This is a genomic window from Acinetobacter courvalinii (assembly GCF_014635545.1).
Lineage (GTDB): Bacteria > Pseudomonadota > Gammaproteobacteria > Pseudomonadales > Moraxellaceae > Acinetobacter > Acinetobacter courvalinii.
The window spans coordinates 217,940-237,061 of sequence record NZ_BMDA01000003.1 but is presented as its reverse complement, the minus strand read 5'-3'; the positions used below and the strand labels follow the sequence as shown (position 1 = coordinate 237,061).

Below are 19,122 nucleotides of genomic sequence, written 5' to 3'. Positions count from 1 at the left end.
GTGTCGGATTTTAGCGTCAGCACATCTGAAAAGATGTATCAATTTCTTTGCATATGTCATGAAATCTTCATAAAAAAAGTCCCTCGCAAGGAACTTTTTTTATACATTCAAGGCATTATTCAAATCACTTACCAGATATCAGAATCAACTTTTTTCTTCAGTTCCGGATAGTTATCAATCTTGAACTCAGGCTCTTTAATGCCTTTCTTCAACTGTGCGGTATAGTCTTTCAGTAAGGTACGTGCCATTGGGGTTAACAATAAGATTGCCACCAGGTTAATGGTTGCCATGATTCCCATGAACAAGTCAGCCATCGACCAAACCAGCGGAACACTACCAATTGCACCGAAGTACACCATGACCAACACAAAAACCCGGAAGATGAACATGACTTTTGGATTGTTATTGATGAACTGTACATTACTTTCTGCATAGGCATAGTTACCTAACACGGCTGAATAACAGAACAGGAATAACAGAATCGCAAGGAAGTCACCCCCCCAGCTACCCACTTGTGTCTCTAACGCACGCTGGGTTAATTCAACCCCGACGAAACCGGCATCGTGATAAACACCAGAAATCAGGATAATCATCGCAGTACTGGTACACACAATAAAGGTATCGACGAATACACCCAGCATCTGAACCAAACCTTGGTTCACCGGATGCTTCACATCAGAAGCTGCGGCAGCATTCGGCGCCGAACCCATACCGGCTTCGTTTGAGAACAGGCCACGCTTGATCCCTTGCATCATCGCCATGGAAATCATGGCACCAAAGAAACCGCCCGCTGCAGCATTAAACTGGAATGCTTCAGTAAAGATCAATTTGAAAATGCCAGGCAGAAGTTCGTAGTTGCTTAAGGCGATATATAAAGCAACAGCCAAGTATAGACCTGCTTTTAATGGCACAAACATCTCGGCAAATTTAGCGATACGTTTAATACCGCCAAAAATTGCCAATGCAACTAACACAACCAGTACCAGACCAACCCATGAGATTTCCAGATCAACACCGCCCAGGTGCGCAATCATATTGGCCTTATCCCAGCCCCACGCATGTGAGGAAGCATTGGCAATCGCATTGATCTGAACAGAGTTGAATACGAAACCATAAGTGAAGATCAATGCCAGCGCGAAGATCACACCAAAGGTTTTGCTACGTAAGCCCTGAGTAATATAGTAAGCCGGTCCACCCCGAAACTGCTTGCTATTACTGTCTCTTACTTTAAATAACTGAGCAAGCGAAGACTCAATAAAAGCCGAGCTCATCCCCAGTAATGCAGTAAACCACATCCAGAACACGGCACCAGGGCCACCAATCGCAATCGCAATCGCAACACCTGCAATATTACCTACACCGACACGACTGGCTAAGCCTGTTACGAATGCCTGGAAGGGTGTTAATCCGTGTGAATCTTTCTCTTCGCCTTTGCTACGGCTGCCCTTCATCACTTTGATACTGTGAAAGAACATTCTGATCTGCACAGCTTTGGTCGCAATGGTATAGAAGATACCTACTGCCAGAAGGAAAATAACCAGAAAGTCCCATAAAGGATCATTGAAAAAACTTACCCAAGCCATCAGGGTGTCATTTAATTTTTCATTCATCACTTATTCGCTTTTAAAGATTTTATGTACATACGTACATATACGATAACAATGGATGAATCAAAAAAGCCCCTTTAGGGGCTTTTGATCCGACTTAGGCAAAGAATTTCAAAATTAATTGAATTACTGTTGCGTTAATTAAATCAACAAAGAACGCACCACAAAGCGGAACGATCAGGAACGCTTTATGAGAAGGTCCATACATATTGGTGATGGCCTGCATGTTGGCAACCGCAGTTGGTGTTGCCCCCATACCAAAACCACAGTGACCTGCAGCCAATACAGCCGCATCGTAGTTTTTACCCATCACACGGAAAGTAATGAATGCTGCATACAATGCCATGGTAATGGTTTGCGCACCTAAAATGACAACGAGCGGTCCAGCAAGATCAGCCAGCTGCCATAATTTGAGCGACAGCAATGCCATTGCCAGATAAAGTGACAATGATGCATTACCAAACACGTCAATAGCACGATCAAAGATATCTACCTTTAATACGCTTTCGAGGATGTTACGTAAAATCACACCGCCACCAAGCGCCCAGACAAAGGTTGGTAGCTCGAACCAAGTGCCCTTACTGAATCCGGTCATGAACTCTGCAAATGCAAGACACGCAGCAAACATACCCAAAGTGGTAATGGCATTATCAGCAGTGATTAAACGGACTTGATGTGGATTTTCAAATGGTGCCAGCTCGTCAGGATGCTGATCTAGATGCGTATCACGGTTTTTGATCTCAGCCGGTGTCTGCGCTTGAGCAAGGCTATAACGGTTAATTAACAATTTCGCCAATGGACCACCGATAATCCCCCCGATGATCAGACCAAAAGTTGCACTCGCCATACCTAAAGCTAGAGCACCTTGAATCCCGTGCTGGGTTTCAAGAATTTCGCCCCATGCCCCTGCTGTACCATGACCACCGGTCAAGGTGATTGAACCTGCAATCAGCCCCACCAGCGGATCAATACCAAGCAAGGTTGCCAGACTCATCCCGACCGCGTTCTGTACCACAATGAAAGATGCAACACAGACCAGGAAGATCACCAAGCCGATACCGCCTTCTCTAAGCTTCAGGAAATTGGCACTTAAACCAATCGAAGCAAAGAAGATCAACATAAAACTGGTTTGTAACTCGCTACTAAAGACAATGCTATAGCCCCAAAGCGAATGTACCAGCAGTGAAACTACGGCTGCAACCAGACCACCAGCAACCGGCTCGGGAATGTTATAGCGTCTTAAGAAATCAATTTTATTAACGAGCAAACGCCCTAATAACAACACGATAACGGCTGAAATCAGAGTATAAAAACCATTAAAAGTAAATTCCATATCTTCTTCCGTTTATCTTGGTAGTTCATCTGACGGCGGGTAGCCCCTTTCAAACTGCCAAAATAGTAACTCTAAAAATGAGTGAAAACTCAATCAACTTTATAAAAAGCATACAGTTCAATGTGAGAACCTTTGCAAGTTATGGTGATTCAGTTTTCACGGATGATTTGCATCTGCGGGTTGAAATGGCTTAGAAATTATAGCGAGCCATTGCTCCTACACGATTATCTTTACCTTTTTGCCCGTCAAAGGTTTTACGCTCACCGTAGATATATTCCAGACCGAACGTAATCGGTGTTACTGGTGAATACATGATATTCCACCAGCCCTGTTGCAGGGTTTTGTTCTGGGCGGTGTCTTTTGCAACCACGGCCTGTTTTGCAAAGTCATTGCTGTCATCTGCAAACATGGCGCCATAGGCCAAAGTACTACGTAATTTCGGGTTAATCTGATAGGTTGTACCAACTGTCACTGCATCAAATTCATTCAGATTCAAATCAAAATTATTTGGATTTACATTGAAGGCATTGTTGGTATACAGCAGGAATTTGCTATCGCCTTTGACATGCGAATAGTCAATCATGGCCTGTAATGAATCTGTGAATTTATATTTTGCACCCACAGCAACACCCCAACCCAGTTCAGCTTCGCCTGAATTGATGCGGTTATTGTTGTTGTCATAGGTCGCTTTACTACGTGCTTCTGTCAACAAGGCACGTGCAGAGGTGGTTCCCTTGCCTTCAGCAAAATCATATTTTACTTTTGAGGTTAAGGATGGCGCACGGTTATCGTCATTGCCTTTTTCTAAAGCAACCGCATAGCTGGTTTCTGGTGTGAACTTGCCACTATAACGAACCATAGGTGTACGGTAGGTACCAATCCCCAGTGGCGAGTTAAAGTCCAGCATTTCCGGTTGCAAATCTGTGGCCAGGAAGGTCGATGTGGTTTGACCAAATAGCCAGTCGTTATAAGTCATATAAGCGTGACGGATACGAATCGTGTCATTGCTGCTACCACCACGGAAGTCCACTTCTAACTTACCGCCAACATCAGCGCCTTCAACCGGTGCTTTAAAATCAAGACCAAGACGGGTCACGGTTGCGGTGCTATAGAAACGGTCACTGTTCTTTTCAGCACCTTCCAGATCAACCTTATTGATGCGGTTAAAAATACCGTCACCACCTTTTGCCTGATAAGACGCGTCACCACGCAAGAAACCGTACAGTTTTACTTCCGCACCAGAAGCAGTGCTAAAACTTAATGGAGATTTTTTCGGGGCAGTGGTTGTGACTACCGCTGCTGTATTTTGATTATTGGTTGCAGCTACTGCAGTTGCAGGGGCGACAGCAACTTGAGCGGCATCATTTTGTTGTTTTGCCTGGGGAACATATTGCTGTAATAAAGCTCTTAATTCCTTCACTTCATCGCGAAGTTGCTGAATCTGTTCTTGCTCGCTGGCAGCGTGTGTACTGTTCATCATTAAGGCAGCAACTGTGATTGCTAATCCTTGCATTACGAACGGCTTACGGATGAGAGATAAACTCATGAGAAGCTCCTTGTATATAGTGTATATTTCAACATTTCCCACAGAGATTGAATTGGATAAATTCAAGCTGTCTTTAAAATAGAAAATTCCCCCTTAGCCATTCAGCAAGGAAAGTCTAATCATTTTTAAAAAGGGCGTATTATGCATAAATTTCGGATATTGTGTGTACTTTTTATTTAAAGAGTTTTATTGATTCCATTGAGTAGGCATAAATATTATTTCGATTTCATTATGTTACTTATAGAATTATTTTTCACACAAACCTAACAAAAGATAGAAAACTCACAACAATTAGTGTTAATCCTCTAATTTTTTTGCGTATTTTTTATGCAACCCTATATTTATACCTGAAAAACCCGCAACAAAAAACATTTATTGATTTATATTCTCCTGTCATTAAAAGATCAAAATGTTAGGAGTTTTCATGAACACGGAACAAGTCCGCCTGGTGGACGAGGCCATTACCTCTCGTCATTCGGTACGTGCATTTTTAGATACCCCTGTGGACACCCAAACCATTAAAGACATCCTGACTGTCGCCAGCCGTGCCCCTTCTGGGACCAACGTTCAGCCTTGGAAAGTCTATGTGGTCACTGGACAAAAACGTGCCGAAATGATTGACCGTGTGTGCGCTGCACAAATCGAACTTCTACAAAAACCAGAACTGGCCGCACAATATCAGGAGACCTTTGCTTACTACCCTGAAACCTGGATTTCACCATTTATCGATCGTCGTCGTGCCAATGGCTGGGGTCTCTATGGCTTGCTGGGTATCCAGAAAGGTGAAAAAGAGAAAATGGCAGCGCAACAGCTGCGTAACTTCCAGCTATTTGATGCGCCGGTCGCCCTGTATTTTACCGTGAATAAAATCATGGGCATCGGTTCAAAAATGGATATTTCCATGATGTTGCAGAATGTCATGGTGGCCGCCAAGGCCCGTGGACTGGATACCTGCCCGCAAGCAGCCTGGAATCATTTCCACCCGATCGTTCTGGATATTCTGGGCGCGCCAGAAGATGAAGAACTGGTGTGTACCATTGCCTTGGGTTATGCCGACCCTGACCATATTGTGAATACTTTCATTACGCCACGTGAGCCTGTTGAAAACTTCACTGTCTTTTTAGATTAAACCATCCGAGATGCAGCAGTATTTCTTTAACCAGAGATACTGCTTTGTTGTTTACCGACTTTTAAGATGGCAAAGAAGCCGGCGCTGGTAAATAACAACATCATGATGCCCATATTCAGCGATGCTTTCCAGAACAGGAAATTCAGGATGATCCCAGCCAGTAAACCGCAGGCAAATTGCATACTGCCCATAATTGCACTGGCTGTACCTGCACGCGCGCCCTGTTGAGACATGGCCAAAGCCATGGCATTCGGCCCGGTTAAACCAATCCCGGAGACCACCAAAAACAAGCCCGGCATCAGTAAGGCTAAAGGTGCATCTGCCATCAGCCCTGCGCCTAGTACAATCAAGGCTCCAAAACACTGAATCGCGCCTCCCAGTTTTAAACGCTGGAAAATGCCCATACGGGTATTCAGGTGTTTATTAATCGAGGACATCAGCATGATGCCTGCTGCATTTAAGGCAAAGGCATAAGAGAAATGTTGTTGAGATAAGCCATACTGTCCCATAAAAACCGCAGAAGCCGAGCTGATATAACAGAATAAGGCCGCACCAGTTAAGCAGCCTGCAAACATCGGCACACGGAAACTCTCATCTTTTAAGATCGCCGCATATAGCGTGGTCACCTGATAGACCGATAATTTTAAACGGCGCTCAACCGGCAAAGATTCTTTAAAGAAGAAATGCACACAGAGCCAGCATATTACCCCGATCAGCGCCAAGGTAATGAAAATCGCTTGCCACGGAAAAAAGTTGAGAATCCATGCCCCAAAGATGGGTGCCAGAATGGGCGCCAGCCCCATCACAATCATCATGCTGGAAAATGCCTGTGCAGAACCCTGCATATCCAGACGGTCACGGATTGCAGCACGCGCCATTACAACCCCGACACAGCCGCCTAAAGCCTGGAAAATACGGGCTGCGATCAAGGCCCATTCATTGCTTGCAAAGACACACGCCAGACTGGCGATGGCATATAGTGCCAAGCCAAAATAAAGCGGCTTTTTACGCCCAATCCGGTCACTGACCGGACCATAAATCAGTTGACCCATCGCCAGACCCAAGAAATAGGCAGGCAAGGTATTGGCAACCATTTGTGTACTTACCCCAAATTCATTGGCCATTTGCGGCAATGCGGGTAAATACATATCAATCGATAACGGCCCTAACGCAGTTAACAAAGCAAGCAACATAATCCATGCTGTTGAATATTGACGTTGATTGGTTTGCTCGGCCTGCATACTGCCCCACTTTAACAAATTTTGGAATATTCTAAGCTTAGCATCCCCATCAGTTTTGTGCATAATATTAACGTCTGCGAACACTTTAACCCTGTGAACAGCCACGATGAAAATTCAATTGTAGAATACAAGAAGGACAACCCTTGAATCCTTGGTTCGGACGTTTAAAACAAACAACCTATAACACCACGTTGATGTATAACGTGCGTATGCTGATTGCCTTTACCGGAACAGCTTTCGTTCCTTATTTACTCGATTATCAACTCGCCACCATTCCCTTAACCCTCGGTGTGGTTGCTGCAGCGATTAGTGATATTGATGACCGCTTTTCTGTGCGCATCATGAATCTGATTTATACCTATATCGGATTTTTTATCACCGCTGCATCGGTTCAACTGTTATTCCCTTATCCGGTTGCCTTTGCAATCGGCCTGATTGCTTCCTGTATCGGCTGGATCTTGCTTGGCTCGCTGGGAAGACGTTATGCCACCATTGCGTACGGCTGTCTGGTGACTTCCGTCTATACCATGCTAGGCGTACATTTATTTGAGCAATGGTATGTTCAACCCACGCTTCTGGTTGCAGGTGCGGCCTGGTATGGCCTACTCTCTACCATCAGTTTCCTGCTGTTCCCGGTACGAAAAGTCCGGGATCAGCTTTCGGCATCTTATTCAGCGCTGGGAAGTTTTCTGTTTGCCAAGTCCAACCTGTTTGATGTCGACATGACCCCATCCAGTTATCAACAAAGCATGATTGATATTGCCATGGAAAATGGCAAGCTGGTGGCGATCTTTAATGATCTGCGCATGTCCTTGTTAACCCGACTCAAAGGTGACCGCGGTCAAAAAGATACCCGACGCAGCCTGCAATATTATTTTGTGGCGCAAGATATTCATGAACGTGCCGATTCAGCGCATATTGATTATCAGAAACTGGCCAAAGTGTTCCAGCATAGTGACATCCTGTTCCGCTTCCAGCGCATCCTGTCGATTCAGGGCAAAGCCTGTCAGGATCTGTCTCAATCGATTTTAAGTCGTACCCGTTATGTGCATAACAAACGCTTTAAGCATAGTTTTGAAAATTTACGCACCTCTCTGGAAAAGTTGCGGCAAGATGGACATTATGATCAGGTGCGGATTAATGCCCTGTTTGCGCTGTATCAGAACCTGAAATCGATTGATGCGCAATTACAGAATCTGGAAACCGAACGCAATCTGCAAAAGATCAATGCCCAACATGCAGAAAGCCAGCTGAAAGATGATGATCTCAAAGGCTGGAATGACATTATTGTCCGTGTAAAACAGCATCTTTCTCCTGAATCGGTATTGTTCCGTCATGCTGTACGTTTATCCATTGTGCTATTTATTGGCTATGTGTTTATCCAGATGACCGATATCGCATACGGTTACTGGATCATGTTAACGGCGCTGTTCGTCTGCCAACCGAATTTTAACGCCACCAAACGCCGCCTCTATTTACGGATTATCGGTACATTGGTTGGTATTATTGTCGGTCTTGCGATAATCTACTTTATTCCTTCCATTGAAGGACAACTGGTCATGCTGGTGCTGAGCGGTGTGCTATTTTTAGAACTGCGCAGTAAGCAATATGCACAAGCCACGGCCTTTATTACCATTCTGGCCTTGATCAACTTCAATCTGGATGGCTCTGCCTTTGCAGCAGGTTTTCCCCGCTTTATTGATACCGTGCTCGGTTGCGCGCTGGCCTGGTTTGGTGTGAGTTTTATCTGGCCAGACTGGAAGTTCCGTAGACTGCCCCGTTCAATCCGCCGTTCTTTACAGGCCCAATGTCAATACCTGAGTGAAGTGGTCGCGCAATATCATCATGGTCGTAATAATGCCCTGAATTATCGGGTGGTACGTCGGGCGGCCCATAATACCGATGCAGAAGTGGCATCACTGATTTCAACCATTGCCACCGAACCGAATATTGATGTTAACCAGAAAAGTCTGGCCTTCGAATTTCTCTGTCTCAGCCATACCTTTTTAAGTTATATCGCTGCCTTGGGTGCGCACCGTGAAAAAATTCAGGATCAGGAAGTGCTGTCCTTACTGGATCAGGCACTGGATGATATTCAGGGTGCGTTACTCAGAGACGAAGTGCCTGATTTATCTGCACAGAATATGATGCAAGCCATTCGTGACCGTTTAAGCCGCAATGAGGAAAATGAACAGAATTCATTGATTATCTTGCAACAACTGTCACTGATGCTGGGCGTACTCACCCGTTTGAGTATGCTGAAACAAAGCCTGAGTCATGAACCCCATGAAGACGGCACCGAGTATGCATCGCTCTAATCATTCGCCATTGGCATAATATCTTTGCATGCCAATAGGTGTTAAACTTAACCCAGTTCTAGACTCATTTTTTACACTATGACCGCCAAAACGCTATACGCTTATACGCTACAACCTGTTCCTTACGAAGTTTCTGAAGCTGAACAACGTCAAGCTCAACTTATGATTTGGCGTAGTACCAACAAATTCAGCCGCAAAGCATGGATGATTATGATTGCACTTGTGGTGCTTTCCTTGGTTGCAGCAGGACTTATTAAATATTACTCAACCTACTCAACCGTACTGTGCTGGGTGGTGATTGTAGGGGTGGTGCTGTTTTATCTGATCAAGAAATTTGGTCTGGAATGGTACGTGAAACGCAAGATGACCGAATTCCCTGTTCAGGAAATTAAAGGCTTACGTTTAGGTGTACAACCACACGGGATCGTGATGCGCCAAAAAATGGGCCTACAAGAAGGTACTGCTACCATTGGCTGGAAAGATATCTATGAATGGTATAGCTCTCCTGACTTTATCCTGGTGAACTTCAAGGTAAAAACGCCTAAAGGTGAACAACAACAAGGGGCTTACATCTTGCCAAAGCGTATGGATTCAAAGAACTTTTCTTTTAATACCGTTCGCAAGCACTTAAATGAAACTGTAGGCGCGCCTAAATCGATTTAAGACACGGATGAACAAAAACCTCTCACCATGAGAGGTTTTTTATTGCCCATAAAATAAATGAGAATCAAAATCAATATTACCTGCAAAATCCACATTGTATTCTTATTCTTGAGTTATAATTTTTTACATGAATTCCACTCTATTTACATTTTTTGACCATGTTTAAAAAAGTTTTCTTCCAGATACACTGGTTTTTAGGGATCACCGCGGGGCTTATTCTCTCTTTAATGGGAGTTACAGGGGCGATTTACTCATATGAGCCACAAATCCTTAAATGGATCAATCAGGACAGCTATGTTGTTGAAGTGGCTCAAACACCCAAATTAACCCCTGCCCAGCTTTATCAACATTTCAATCAACAACAACCAGAAATTGAAATTAACAGTATTACCATTGCTGCTGATCCCGCTGCGTCCTCCACCGTCAATATCAAAAAAGAAGGTGCGCGCCGTGGCTATAACATGATGGTCAACCCATATACAGCGGAAGTTTTACCTGATATTAAAGGTCGCGATACGTTGCAATTTATTCAACGTTTACACCGTAATTTAACGGCAGGTGAATTTGGGGCACAGATTACTGGCGCCTCTACCCTGATGCTGATTTTCTTTGTATTGAGTGGTCTGTATTTACGTTTTCCCAAGAAGCATAGCTTTAAACAATGGTTCTTCATTAAACCCAAGTTAAAAGGCCGTAATTTCATCTGGGATTTACATGCCGTTGTCGGCACATGGGTGGTGATATTCTTTCTGCTGTTTGCTTGCACAGGCCTATACTGGTCCTATGACTGGTGGCGTGCGGGGATGTTCAAAGTCATGGGCGTTGAACAACCGCAACGTAACCAACAGCACAATGAATCTGGAAATAGAAAACATAAACAACAAGCTTTAACAACCGAGCAGGTCGACCGCATCCTGACCCAGAGCTGGACGGGCGTCAATGCTCAAATCGGACGTGAATATTCAAGCCTGACCTTAACTGTTCCAAAGCGTGACGATGCCAAAGTTGAAGTATCTTTTGTCGATGCAATTCCACAGCATGAGCGCGCACGTAACCAAGCCATCTATAATTACCAAGATCAACAGTTTGAAAAACTTGAACTGTATGAAGATAAAAAGCTCAATGAAAAAATCATGAGCAGTATGCTGCCTGTACATCGTGGCAGTTTCTTTGGTTCGACCTATCAATTTATTGCCATGCTGGCGTCACTCAGCATGCCGCTGTTTTTTGTGACCGGCTGGATGTTGTATTTAAAACGCCGTAAACAGAAGAAGCTGACCCAAGCCGCACGTCAATCCCTCAGCACTCAACAGATTGACCCGAATGCGCAACCTTGGCTGATCACTTATGCTTCTCAAACCGGTGTGGCAGAGCAACTGGCATGGCGTACAGCGACGAGCCTGCAAGAAGCACAACAACCAACAACCGTTAAACCGATCCAGCAACTGACTGAACAGGACCTGCTACAAGCAGCACAGGTTTTATTTGTGATCAGTACCTACGGGACTGGTGAAGCACCCGATCTCGCCTCAGGTTTTAGCAAAAAACTGATGCAGCAAAAGCTTGATCTCAGCCAGATGCAATATGCCGTGCTTGCGCTGGGCTCCAAAGAATATCCAGAAAGTTATTGCAGCTTCGGTTATGCAGTTGATGCATGGTTAAAACAATGTCAGGCTCAGCCATTCTTTGATCTCATCGAGGTAGATAACGCCAATACCCATGATATTCAGCGCTGGAACCAAGCTCTTTCAGTGGTGACCCGACATGAATTACATGCCATGAATATTGAGAAAGTCTTTGATCAATGGACGTTAAGTGCGCGTACCCTGCTCAACCCAAATAGTGTAGGTCAAGCGGCTTATAATATTGAACTGACCTCTGCTTCGGATATGACTTGGCATGCTGGTGATATTGCTGAAATTCAGCCCGCAAATAGCCCAATAGCGATCCAAAACTTTTTAGCTAAACACCAGATTGCAACACACACTATTGTGCAATCGCTCAACCAGACGGTTGAACAGGTACTGTGGGATAAAAACCTGCGTGTTGAAACTCAACCTTTCAATAGCATCGAAGAGTTACTGGAGCAGCTTCCAACCTTGCCAACGCGTGAGTATTCAATTGCCAGTATCCCGTCGCAACAGTTGTTAAGACTGGTAGTGCGTCAACAATATGATGATAACCGTCAACTCGGTTTGGGTTCTGGCTGGTTAACCGAATATGCGCCGCTCAAACAAGCAATCGCACTACGTATCCGCACCAATGAGTCATTCCATTTGATTGATGATAACCGTCCAATTCTATGTATTGGTAACGGTACCGGTATTGCGGGTTTAATGAGTCTGTTACAGCAGCGTAACCGACAAAATTACACTGCCAACTGGCTGATCTTTGGTGAACGTCAACGCGAACATGATTTCTTCTATCAGGAAACCATTCAAGCCTGGCTAAATATGGGCACATTGCAACGACTTGATCTGGCCTTCTCACGTGATCAGCAACAGCGTATCTATGTACAAGATATTCTATGGAATAATGCCGACGAGTTAGTAAAATGGGTCGAGCAAGGTGCGGTGATTTATGTCTGTGGTAGCATCGAAGGCATGGCCTCAGGTGTAGACCAAGCTTTAACAGATATTCTCGGTGAACAAAAACTGGATGAATTACGTCAAGCAGGCCGTTATCGTCGAGATGTTTATTAAGCCTTCTCATTAAAAAACGAGTGCCAGTCACTCGTTTTTTTATAAGACAATCGCAGTGTTGCCTTTCTTTTAATTTTGCATACACTTAGCACGGTTCAAATCGACACAATTAAGATTATGCAAATAAGTTTATGGATTCGTCTTGCTTTAGCCCTTATCGGTTCAGTTCTGTTCTTAGATGGCGCAATTCTGATTGCCTTTAAAAAGATTCATATTGGTACTGTACTCCCGCTATTGCTCGGACTGTTTTTCTGTCTGTATTCTTATTTCTATTATCATATTGAACGTTTCTTTTTCTACCACTTCCATCTGCATAGCCTGTGGCGTTTTGGCTGGCTGTGTTTCTGGGCATGGTTGGTCAGCTTAGGCTATTTCTTTGATTACCTTGCGGATAATACTACTGAAGCACAACCTGTTGCACCGGTAAAAGCCATTATTGTTTTAGGCAGTGGCGTAGAAAATGGACAACCTTCTGCGACGCTGGCAAAACGATTGGATCGTGCGGCTCCTGTAGCTTTAGCGCAGCCTGATGCAAAACTGGTGCTGACAGGTGGGATAGATTATGGTGAAACCGAAAGCGAAGCTGTGGTGATGTCTGATTATTTACAGCAGCAATATCATATTCCTATGTCACAAATCATTCTGGAAGATAAAAGTACCAGCACTGAACTGAACCTTAAAAATAGTCAAACTTTATTACAAGCCCAACACATCAATATCCAGCAACCGATTGCAATTGTCACCAGTGATTTCCACACCTTAAGAGCTGCCGCCATTGCTAGAAAACAAGGGTATCGTAATATTACCCTGCTCGGAGCGACCACACCATTGCCAACACGCTATAACGCCTGGTTAAGAGAATATTTTGCTTATGCCAGTGGCTGGCTGCTGAATGAATATTGATTGAGCCCTTTACTATTCCAATGAGGATGAAGCTGGCTGATGTAAACGAATATCACGCGGTAACGGTAGTTTTAACTCAGCAAATACATCGGGTCGTTGTAAGTAAATCTGGTATAAAAAGTTCTTAATATCTAACAATAAAGCATCGGGGCTAACCAGCAGGTTATTCCCTTCAGGGGTTAAATCTAAAGATAAGATGGTATTATTTTCTTTTAAAAATGGAATCATCTTCTCAATAAAAGCCAATAAGGGTACTTCCTGAATTTCGTATTGTGCCCAGTTGTCTTTAATCAGTAATTTCGCCAAGCTTTTATTTTGCCACACCGATAATGCATGCTGACCTGATGGTGTTGAACATAAAGCCCAGCCGTCATGATAGAGCGCTATCACGTGACGTTGCATAATAATATTTTGAATAAACTGACGGTAAGTGTCTTTAAGTGAAGAATTGGCAGATGTAGCTTGAGATTTCGACGCAGCCTTGCGTTGATAAGGATTTCTCATAAAGTACTTCGTATTAGAATCATTATTGATGCTAATCATAAAATAACTTTGTATTGATTACAATGATATGAGATTGGGGAAGATATATGGTGGGCGCTGACGGGATCGAACCGCCGACATTCTGCTTGTAAGGCAGACGCTCTACCAACTGAGCTAAGCGCCCTGAGCGAGGATCAACAAAGCGAAGCTTTGTCTGAGCGCAAGAGAAAAATCTTTGATTTTTCTAATGGCATCTCGTATCAGAGATCAAGTATAAAAATACTTGTTAAAACTAACATTCTCTTAAACTGATATCAAGAGAATGGCGCAGCGGACGGGGCTCGAACCCGCGACCCTCGGCGTGACAGGCCGATATTCTAACCAACTGAACTACCGCTGCACTGTATTACTTCCATAGAGAAGTAAATGTCACAAATTATGGTGGGCGCTGACGGGATCGAACCGCCGACATTCTGCTTGTAAGGCAGACGCTCTACCAACTGAGCTAAGCGCCCTGAGCGAGGTAACAAATCTAAAGCCATGCTTTAAAACTTGTTTAAATATAAAAGAAATAAATTCTAATCTATTCAACTCTAGCTATTCTTGCAATCTTAAAGTGGCGCAGCGGACGGGGCTCGAACCCGCGACCCTCGGCGTGACAGGCCGATATTCTAACCAACTGAACTACCGCTGCACGATAATTTTGCAATCATAGCAAACGACTATTAAAACTTAAGTGGCGCAGCGGACGGGGCTCGAACCCGCGACCCCCGGCGTGACAGGCCGGTATTCTAACCAACTGAACTACCGCTGCACTTGAGTCTTAACGTAAAGGCTTGGTGGGCGCTGACGGGATCGAACCGCCGACATTCTGCTTGTAAGGCAGACGCTCTACCAACTGAGCTAAGCGCCCTTAACGTCTTCATCGTTTGTGAGGTGCATTATAGAGAATCTTTACAGCCTGTCAAACGCTTTTGCCATTCTTTTCTGAAAAAACCGTACGAATGATTAAAAAATAAGTGATTCCATGCAAAAACTGATATTTTCGTATTTTATTTAAGCACTTATTTGCATTTTCACATATCGTTTTCTAAGGCTTGTTCGGATATATACACCAGCGCCTGTTCGGAAACGAGTTCAAATAGCTCGACAATTTCATCATTTTTCATTCGAATACAACCATGCGACATCGGAACACCCATTGGCTCTGTATCCGGCGTACCATGAATATAGATATAACGCTTAAAGGTATCGTGCCCTTCCCCATGGTTGAAGCCTTCTTCAAGACCATCCAGCCATAAAATCCGCGACAAGATCCAGTCTCGTTGAGGAAATTGCTGGGCTAATTGCAGGTCATACACCTCACCCGTCGGTTGGCGTGCAATAAATACTGCATTCTTTGGTGCATCGCCGCCAATCTTTTGGGCAACCTGATGCCAGCCTCTTGGGGTCTTTCCACTATTTTCCTGTTCACCAATACCGTTTTTGCCCGAAGAGATCACATAGAATTTATTCTGTTTCGGCAAACGTAGTGTTTGCTGTGCCAAGTCTATGATGATGTCTGCCTGATCAAGGGTATAGGTCATTGTTATCTCGATAGATGATAGAACATCTTCATTTCAACATAGATGAAGCCATTTTTCTTGTAGTTTTCAGTAGTTTTCGTGGGTCTTGGCGATATGCCCTCAGGTATGGCCTTTTCTCACTTGCCACTCGCGGCATATGAGCCATATTTGATGCGAGCTCTTGCTCATGAAAATAACTTTCACAAGAGCGTTGCTTAACTCGCCACTCGCAGCATAGCTGCTCGTCTTGCACTCGGACAAAGCGTTGCTTTGTTTATCCTCGTTCAGGCTCGGGGCGTAACCATAACCACACAGCCACGATAAACATGGTGACATCGGTAAAGACTTTCACCCAAAACGGTGCGTTGGTGAACAGCATCAGGATACCGCTGAGCAGCATCATGATACTGGCAATCCATTTCGCCTTCCGCGGGACTGTGCCATGTTCACGCCAGTTGCGTAAAGTCGGACCATATTTAGGGTGATTTAATAACCAGGCATCCATTTCCGGCCAGCCTTTGGAAGCCGCCCATGCAGCCAGAATCAGGAAAACCGTGGTGGGCATGCCTGGTAAAATTGCTCCAATGATTCCCAACGTAATAAAAATCACGACCAAGCTACGCCAGAATAAAGTTTTCATTGAGCAATTAACCAACACCTGTTTACAACCGTGCTAGTATAAAGCGTTTTTATTGTGGTTTCTTAAACTTAACCTATTATTTCCATGATTGAGTGGCTTGATGTCGAAAATGCTTACCACCCCTTGTTTTTTTGAGCCGTGGTTACAGTTTAACAATCCGATCGTACGGCATTTGGCCTTCTGTATTGCCAGTCCCAATATACTGGCTGACATTCCAGACGATCTCAGCCTAAAAAATCATTTTGAATTACATCCAGATCCGGTCTGGCAAACCCATTATCAAAATTATGAATCACGTTTAAAGCAACTGGATGTGCAGCCACAGCCACTGATTGATTTTCTGGCTCAACTCAAAAGCACACGACTGGGCCTACGTTTTGAAAATCTGCTCTGGTTTTGGCTACTGGACGATGATTATCATTCTTATCAGTTGCTCGGACACAGCATTCAAAAAATTGCAGGTGCGGTAACTTTAGGTGAACTGGACTTTGTTTTGCTCAATCAGGAAACGCAACAAGTTGAGCACTGGGAAGTGGCTTTAAAATATTATTTAGGCGAAGGAAAGCTGGCGCTGGCTCAATGGTTTGGATTGAATAGACAAGATACCTTACAGCGCAAACTCAAACATTTTACCGAACGTCAATTCCAGTTTACTGAAGCCAACAACCATCTCATTCAACGTAAGTTTGCAGTCATGAAAGGTCAGCTGTACCTGCCTACGCAACAGGATAAATCAAGTCTTCCATCCTGGATTAATACTTCACGGCGTTTAGGTCAATGGGGAACTCAGATACCAAGTACGCCTTATTATCGCTTGCAAAGACATGAATGGCTCTGTCCTGATCAGGAGGCTTCTTCACAACCCGCTCTCTGGTGGAGCAATGGTCTTTATTATCAGCACGCACCAACGCCTAGTTATTATATGTTCCGCCAACCATCGCTTTTATTTAGTTTAACTTCATTCACTTGTTAATAGCTAAGATAACATTTTATAACACATTTACCATCAAACCCTTATGTTCATTTTGCAGTAATTTTTTTAGCCTCTTAAGTACATCATAATTACATTTAAACGGAGAAGATGATGAAAAAAATCTTAGTTGCTTCGATCATGGCTGCTGTTGTTTTAACTGGCTGTAATACATTTAAGGGTTTTGGTAAAGATGTATCTAAAGCAGGTGACAAAGTTACTCAGACTGCCGAAAAAACTCAGGATAAAATGTAATTTTTTTAGAACAAGCTGTACCGAACCTTATCTAGAACTAGATAAGGTTTATTTTTAATACCTTTCTCCATCAGATTCCCCTATTATACCGGTTCATATTTCACCAGATTTAGCTACATCTCGCATGAACCATTCCGATACGCTTGAACTTAGTTTACAACTCCTACGCCAGCCTTCAGTAACTCCTGTTGACCATGATTGCCAGAAGATTATGGCCGAACGCTTAGCAAAGATTGGCTTTAATATCGAAAACATGCGTTTCGAAGATGTTGATAATTTATGGGCGCGTCGTGGTACTGAAAATCCGGTATTCTGCTTTGCAGGCCATACCGACGTGGTGCCGACCGGCCATTTAGATGCATGGAATTCAGACCCGTTTTTACCGAGTATTCGTGATGGAAAACTCTATGGTCGTGGCTCCGCCGATATGAAAACTGCATTGGCGGCCATGGTGGTTGCATCGGAACGTTTTGTTTCCAAACATCCCAACCATAAAGGTTCAATTGCATTCTTAATCACTTCGGATGAAGAAGGCCCATCGATTAACGGTACCGTTAAAGTGGTTGAAACACTGGAAGCGCGCAATGAAAAGATGACCTGGTGTCTGGTCGGTGAACCATCCAGCACGCATCAGTTGGGTGATATTGTTAAAAATGGTCGTCGTGGTTCGTTGAATGCGGTTTTAACCGTTCATGGTAAACAAGGCCATGTGGCCTATCCGCATCTGGCTGAAAACCCGATCCATACTGCATCTAAAGCCCTCAATGAACTGTGTGAAACAGTCTGGGACAATGGCAATGAATATTTCCCTGCCACTTCTTTCCAGATTTCCAATATTCAGGCAGGCACAGGCGCGACCAATGTGATTCCAGGTACATTGAAAGTCACCTTCAACTTCCGTTATTCAACTGAAGTTACCGCCGATATCCTGAAACAACGTGTGCTTGAGACTTTAGATAAACATCAGCTCAACTATGATATTCAGTGGACTTTGTCTGGCTTACCCTTCCTGACTCCGGTAGGCGAGCTGGTGAACGCAGCAAAAACCGCGATTAAAAATGTGACTGGCGTTGATACCGTACTTTCAACCAGTGGTGGAACCTCTGATGGCCGCTTTATCGCGCCAACCGGTGCACAGGTGCTTGAGCTGGGCGTATTGAATGCCACCATCCATCAGATCAATGAGCATGTCAATGTTGCCGAATTAGAACCGTTAGCTGAAATCTATGAGCAAATTTTAGTGGAACTGCTTGCTTAAGCTTGTAGCTGAACGCACAAAAAAAGGAACTCCAATGAGTTCCTTTTTTATTACAACCCCAGTTGGGTTTGGATGTTTTGCAGATTGGGGACATAAAACCTGTTCTCCCCCATCTTCACATATTGAAAGACCGTCTTATCATCGATGTCCCGTTCTTCATCGACAATCTCCGAAATACGTAAACGGATCGACTCAGGCATTTCATTACAGACCAGAGCAAAACGCTGCGATACATCTTCACCTTCGATCACCAGTGCCACACCTTGTTTCTGTGCAGGATCATTTACAGCGTACACAGGCAGCTTTAAATCATGCCATTCAATATGTTCAACATTGGTCTGGGTATCCATTGCCGACAACACGATATTTTGCGGTAACAGCATCGGAACCTTTTGATGACATTCAATAATGTAGGCATCAATAAATCCGGTTGAAACTGTAATTAAATGTTGTAACTCTTGCTGGTCAATCTGCCCCAATGCCGAGTTTGCGCCTTTATTTACCATTCT

16 protein-coding genes and 6 tRNA genes are annotated in these 19,122 nt (G+C 44.0%); 8 read left to right on the top strand and 14 right to left on the bottom strand.

The features are described 5' to 3' along the window. Positions 1-128: 128 nt before the first annotated feature. The 3 genes from IEV39_RS13305 to IEV39_RS13295 all read right to left on the bottom strand — a co-directional run bounded on the left by IEV39_RS13305 (position 129) and on the right by IEV39_RS13295 (position 4,486). A complete protein-coding gene (locus tag IEV39_RS13305) occupies positions 129-1,610 on the bottom strand; it encodes an alanine/glycine:cation symporter family protein (RefSeq protein WP_005226982.1) in 1,482 nt (493 codons plus the stop codon). A gap of 94 nt (positions 1,611-1,704) precedes the next feature. Beyond that, a complete protein-coding gene (gene gltS, locus IEV39_RS13300) occupies positions 1,705-2,940 on the bottom strand; it encodes a sodium/glutamate symporter (RefSeq protein WP_005226981.1) in 1,236 nt (411 codons plus the stop codon). A 190-nt stretch (positions 2,941-3,130) separates the two neighbouring features. Then, positions 3,131-4,486: a DcaP family trimeric outer membrane transporter gene (locus IEV39_RS13295; RefSeq protein ID WP_005288763.1), complete on the bottom strand. Its 1,356-nt coding sequence runs from the start codon at positions 4,484-4,486 to the stop codon at positions 3,131-3,133. A gap of 424 nt (positions 4,487-4,910) precedes the next feature. On the opposite strand from IEV39_RS13295, the gene IEV39_RS13290 reads away from it, so the two are divergent. Next, the gene (locus IEV39_RS13290; protein WP_005288766.1) at positions 4,911-5,615 is read left to right on the top strand and encodes a nitroreductase; all 705 of its coding nucleotides are present in this window, start codon (positions 4,911-4,913) and stop codon (positions 5,613-5,615) included. Between the two features lie 26 nt (positions 5,616-5,641). On the opposite strand, the gene IEV39_RS13285 is transcribed toward IEV39_RS13290, so the two are convergent. After that, positions 5,642-6,856: a multidrug effflux MFS transporter gene (locus IEV39_RS13285; RefSeq protein ID WP_032883200.1), complete on the bottom strand. Its 1,215-nt coding sequence runs from the start codon at positions 6,854-6,856 to the stop codon at positions 5,642-5,644. A 143-nt stretch (positions 6,857-6,999) separates the two neighbouring features. Here IEV39_RS13285 and yccS point away from each other — a divergent pair, with 143 nt between their 5' ends. The 4 genes from yccS to IEV39_RS13265 all read left to right on the top strand — a co-directional run bounded on the left by yccS (position 7,000) and on the right by IEV39_RS13265 (position 13,442). Further along, positions 7,000-9,174, top strand: a complete 2,175-nt coding sequence (gene yccS, locus IEV39_RS13280; RefSeq protein ID WP_005288772.1) for a YccS family putative transporter — start codon at positions 7,000-7,002, stop codon at positions 9,172-9,174. A gap of 78 nt (positions 9,175-9,252) precedes the next feature. Continuing rightward, positions 9,253-9,837: a YcxB family protein gene (locus tag IEV39_RS13275; RefSeq protein ID WP_005226976.1), complete on the top strand. Its 585-nt coding sequence runs from the start codon at positions 9,253-9,255 to the stop codon at positions 9,835-9,837. 158 nt (positions 9,838-9,995) lie between these two features. Beyond that, complete coding sequence (locus tag IEV39_RS13270; RefSeq protein ID WP_005288774.1) at positions 9,996-12,539, top strand: PepSY domain-containing protein; 2,544 nt, start codon at positions 9,996-9,998, stop codon at positions 12,537-12,539. A 117-nt stretch (positions 12,540-12,656) separates the two neighbouring features. Next, a complete protein-coding gene (locus tag IEV39_RS13265; RefSeq protein WP_005288776.1) occupies positions 12,657-13,442 on the top strand; it encodes a YdcF family protein in 786 nt (261 codons plus the stop codon). 12 nt (positions 13,443-13,454) lie between these two features. On the opposite strand, the gene IEV39_RS13260 is transcribed toward IEV39_RS13265, so the two are convergent. The 9 genes from IEV39_RS13260 to IEV39_RS13220 form a co-directional block, all read right to left on the bottom strand. After that, complete coding sequence (locus IEV39_RS13260; RefSeq protein ID WP_005288779.1) at positions 13,455-13,946, bottom strand: DUF2750 domain-containing protein; 492 nt, start codon at positions 13,944-13,946, stop codon at positions 13,455-13,457. 87 nt (positions 13,947-14,033) lie between these two features. Next, positions 14,034-14,109, bottom strand: a tRNA-Val gene (locus IEV39_RS13255). Between the two features lie 139 nt (positions 14,110-14,248). Beyond that, positions 14,249-14,325 (bottom strand) — tRNA-Asp (locus tag IEV39_RS13250). 39 nt (positions 14,326-14,364) lie between these two features. Next, positions 14,365-14,440 (bottom strand) — tRNA-Val (locus IEV39_RS13245). Between the two features lie 102 nt (positions 14,441-14,542). Next, positions 14,543-14,619, bottom strand: a tRNA-Asp gene (locus IEV39_RS13240). Between the two features lie 43 nt (positions 14,620-14,662). Further along, positions 14,663-14,739 (bottom strand) — tRNA-Asp (locus IEV39_RS13235). 23 nt (positions 14,740-14,762) lie between these two features. Further along, positions 14,763-14,838: transfer RNA gene (locus IEV39_RS13230), tRNA-Val, on the bottom strand. A gap of 163 nt (positions 14,839-15,001) precedes the next feature. Beyond that, the gene (elsL, locus tag IEV39_RS13225) at positions 15,002-15,511 is read right to left on the bottom strand and encodes a cell wall-recycling L,D-carboxypeptidase ElsL (RefSeq protein WP_005288782.1); all 510 of its coding nucleotides are present in this window, start codon (positions 15,509-15,511) and stop codon (positions 15,002-15,004) included. Between the two features lie 253 nt (positions 15,512-15,764). After that, on the bottom strand, positions 15,765-16,130 hold the full coding sequence (locus IEV39_RS13220) for a YbaN family protein (protein WP_005288785.1): 366 nt from the start codon (positions 16,128-16,130) through the stop codon (positions 15,765-15,767). A 100-nt stretch (positions 16,131-16,230) separates the two neighbouring features. Here IEV39_RS13220 and IEV39_RS13215 point away from each other — a divergent pair, with 100 nt between their 5' ends. The 3 genes from IEV39_RS13215 to dapE all read left to right on the top strand — a co-directional run bounded on the left by IEV39_RS13215 (position 16,231) and on the right by dapE (position 18,613). After that, complete coding sequence (locus tag IEV39_RS13215) at positions 16,231-17,103, top strand: DUF1853 family protein (RefSeq protein WP_005288788.1); 873 nt, start codon at positions 16,231-16,233, stop codon at positions 17,101-17,103. Between the two features lie 108 nt (positions 17,104-17,211). After that, positions 17,212-17,355 carry an entericidin A/B family lipoprotein gene (locus IEV39_RS13210; RefSeq protein WP_167510625.1) on the top strand — a complete coding sequence of 48 codons (144 nt, stop codon included), beginning with the start codon at positions 17,212-17,214 and terminating at the stop codon, positions 17,353-17,355. Positions 17,356-17,479: 124 nt separating this feature from the next. Continuing rightward, entirely contained in the window at positions 17,480-18,613 is a 1,134-nt protein-coding gene (dapE, locus tag IEV39_RS13205) for a succinyl-diaminopimelate desuccinylase (RefSeq protein ID WP_005288792.1), read from the top strand. Positions 18,614-18,663: 50 nt separating this feature from the next. Here the strand turns inward: dapE and IEV39_RS13200 are convergent, their stop codons facing one another. Then, entirely contained in the window at positions 18,664-19,119 is a 456-nt protein-coding gene (locus tag IEV39_RS13200; protein WP_005288795.1) for a hypothetical protein, read from the bottom strand. Between the last annotated feature and the right edge of the window lie 3 nt (positions 19,120-19,122).

Bases quoted from the DNA above. Each gene is read 5' to 3' on its own strand.
- elsL (WP_005288782.1), bottom strand. From the start codon at position 15,511: ATGACCTATACCCTTGATCAGGCAGACATCATCATAGACTTGGCACAG.
- IEV39_RS13285 (WP_032883200.1), bottom strand. From the start codon at position 6,856: ATGCAGGCCGAGCAAACCAATCAACGTCAATATTCAACAGCATGGATT.
- dapE (WP_005288792.1), top strand. From the start codon at position 17,480: ATGAACCATTCCGATACGCTTGAACTTAGTTTACAACTCCTACGCCAG.
- gltS (WP_005226981.1), bottom strand. From the start codon at position 2,940: ATGGAATTTACTTTTAATGGTTTTTATACTCTGATTTCAGCCGTTATC.
- IEV39_RS13220 (WP_005288785.1), bottom strand. From the start codon at position 16,130: ATGAAAACTTTATTCTGGCGTAGCTTGGTCGTGATTTTTATTACGTTG.
- IEV39_RS13305 (WP_005226982.1), bottom strand. From the start codon at position 1,610: ATGAATGAAAAATTAAATGACACCCTGATGGCTTGGGTAAGTTTTTTC.
- IEV39_RS13295 (WP_005288763.1), bottom strand. From the start codon at position 4,486: ATGAGTTTATCTCTCATCCGTAAGCCGTTCGTAATGCAAGGATTAGCA.
- IEV39_RS13260 (WP_005288779.1), bottom strand. From the start codon at position 13,946: ATGAGAAATCCTTATCAACGCAAGGCTGCGTCGAAATCTCAAGCTACA.
- IEV39_RS13200 (WP_005288795.1), bottom strand. From the start codon at position 19,119: ATGGTAAATAAAGGCGCAAACTCGGCATTGGGGCAGATTGACCAGCAA.
- IEV39_RS13290 (WP_005288766.1), top strand. From the start codon at position 4,911: ATGAACACGGAACAAGTCCGCCTGGTGGACGAGGCCATTACCTCTCGT.
- IEV39_RS13265 (WP_005288776.1), top strand. From the start codon at position 12,657: ATGCAAATAAGTTTATGGATTCGTCTTGCTTTAGCCCTTATCGGTTCA.
- IEV39_RS13215 (WP_005288788.1), top strand. From the start codon at position 16,231: ATGTCGAAAATGCTTACCACCCCTTGTTTTTTTGAGCCGTGGTTACAG.
- IEV39_RS13210 (WP_167510625.1), top strand. From the start codon at position 17,212: ATGATGAAAAAAATCTTAGTTGCTTCGATCATGGCTGCTGTTGTTTTA.
- IEV39_RS13275 (WP_005226976.1), top strand. From the start codon at position 9,253: ATGACCGCCAAAACGCTATACGCTTATACGCTACAACCTGTTCCTTAC.
- IEV39_RS13270 (WP_005288774.1), top strand. From the start codon at position 9,996: ATGTTTAAAAAAGTTTTCTTCCAGATACACTGGTTTTTAGGGATCACC.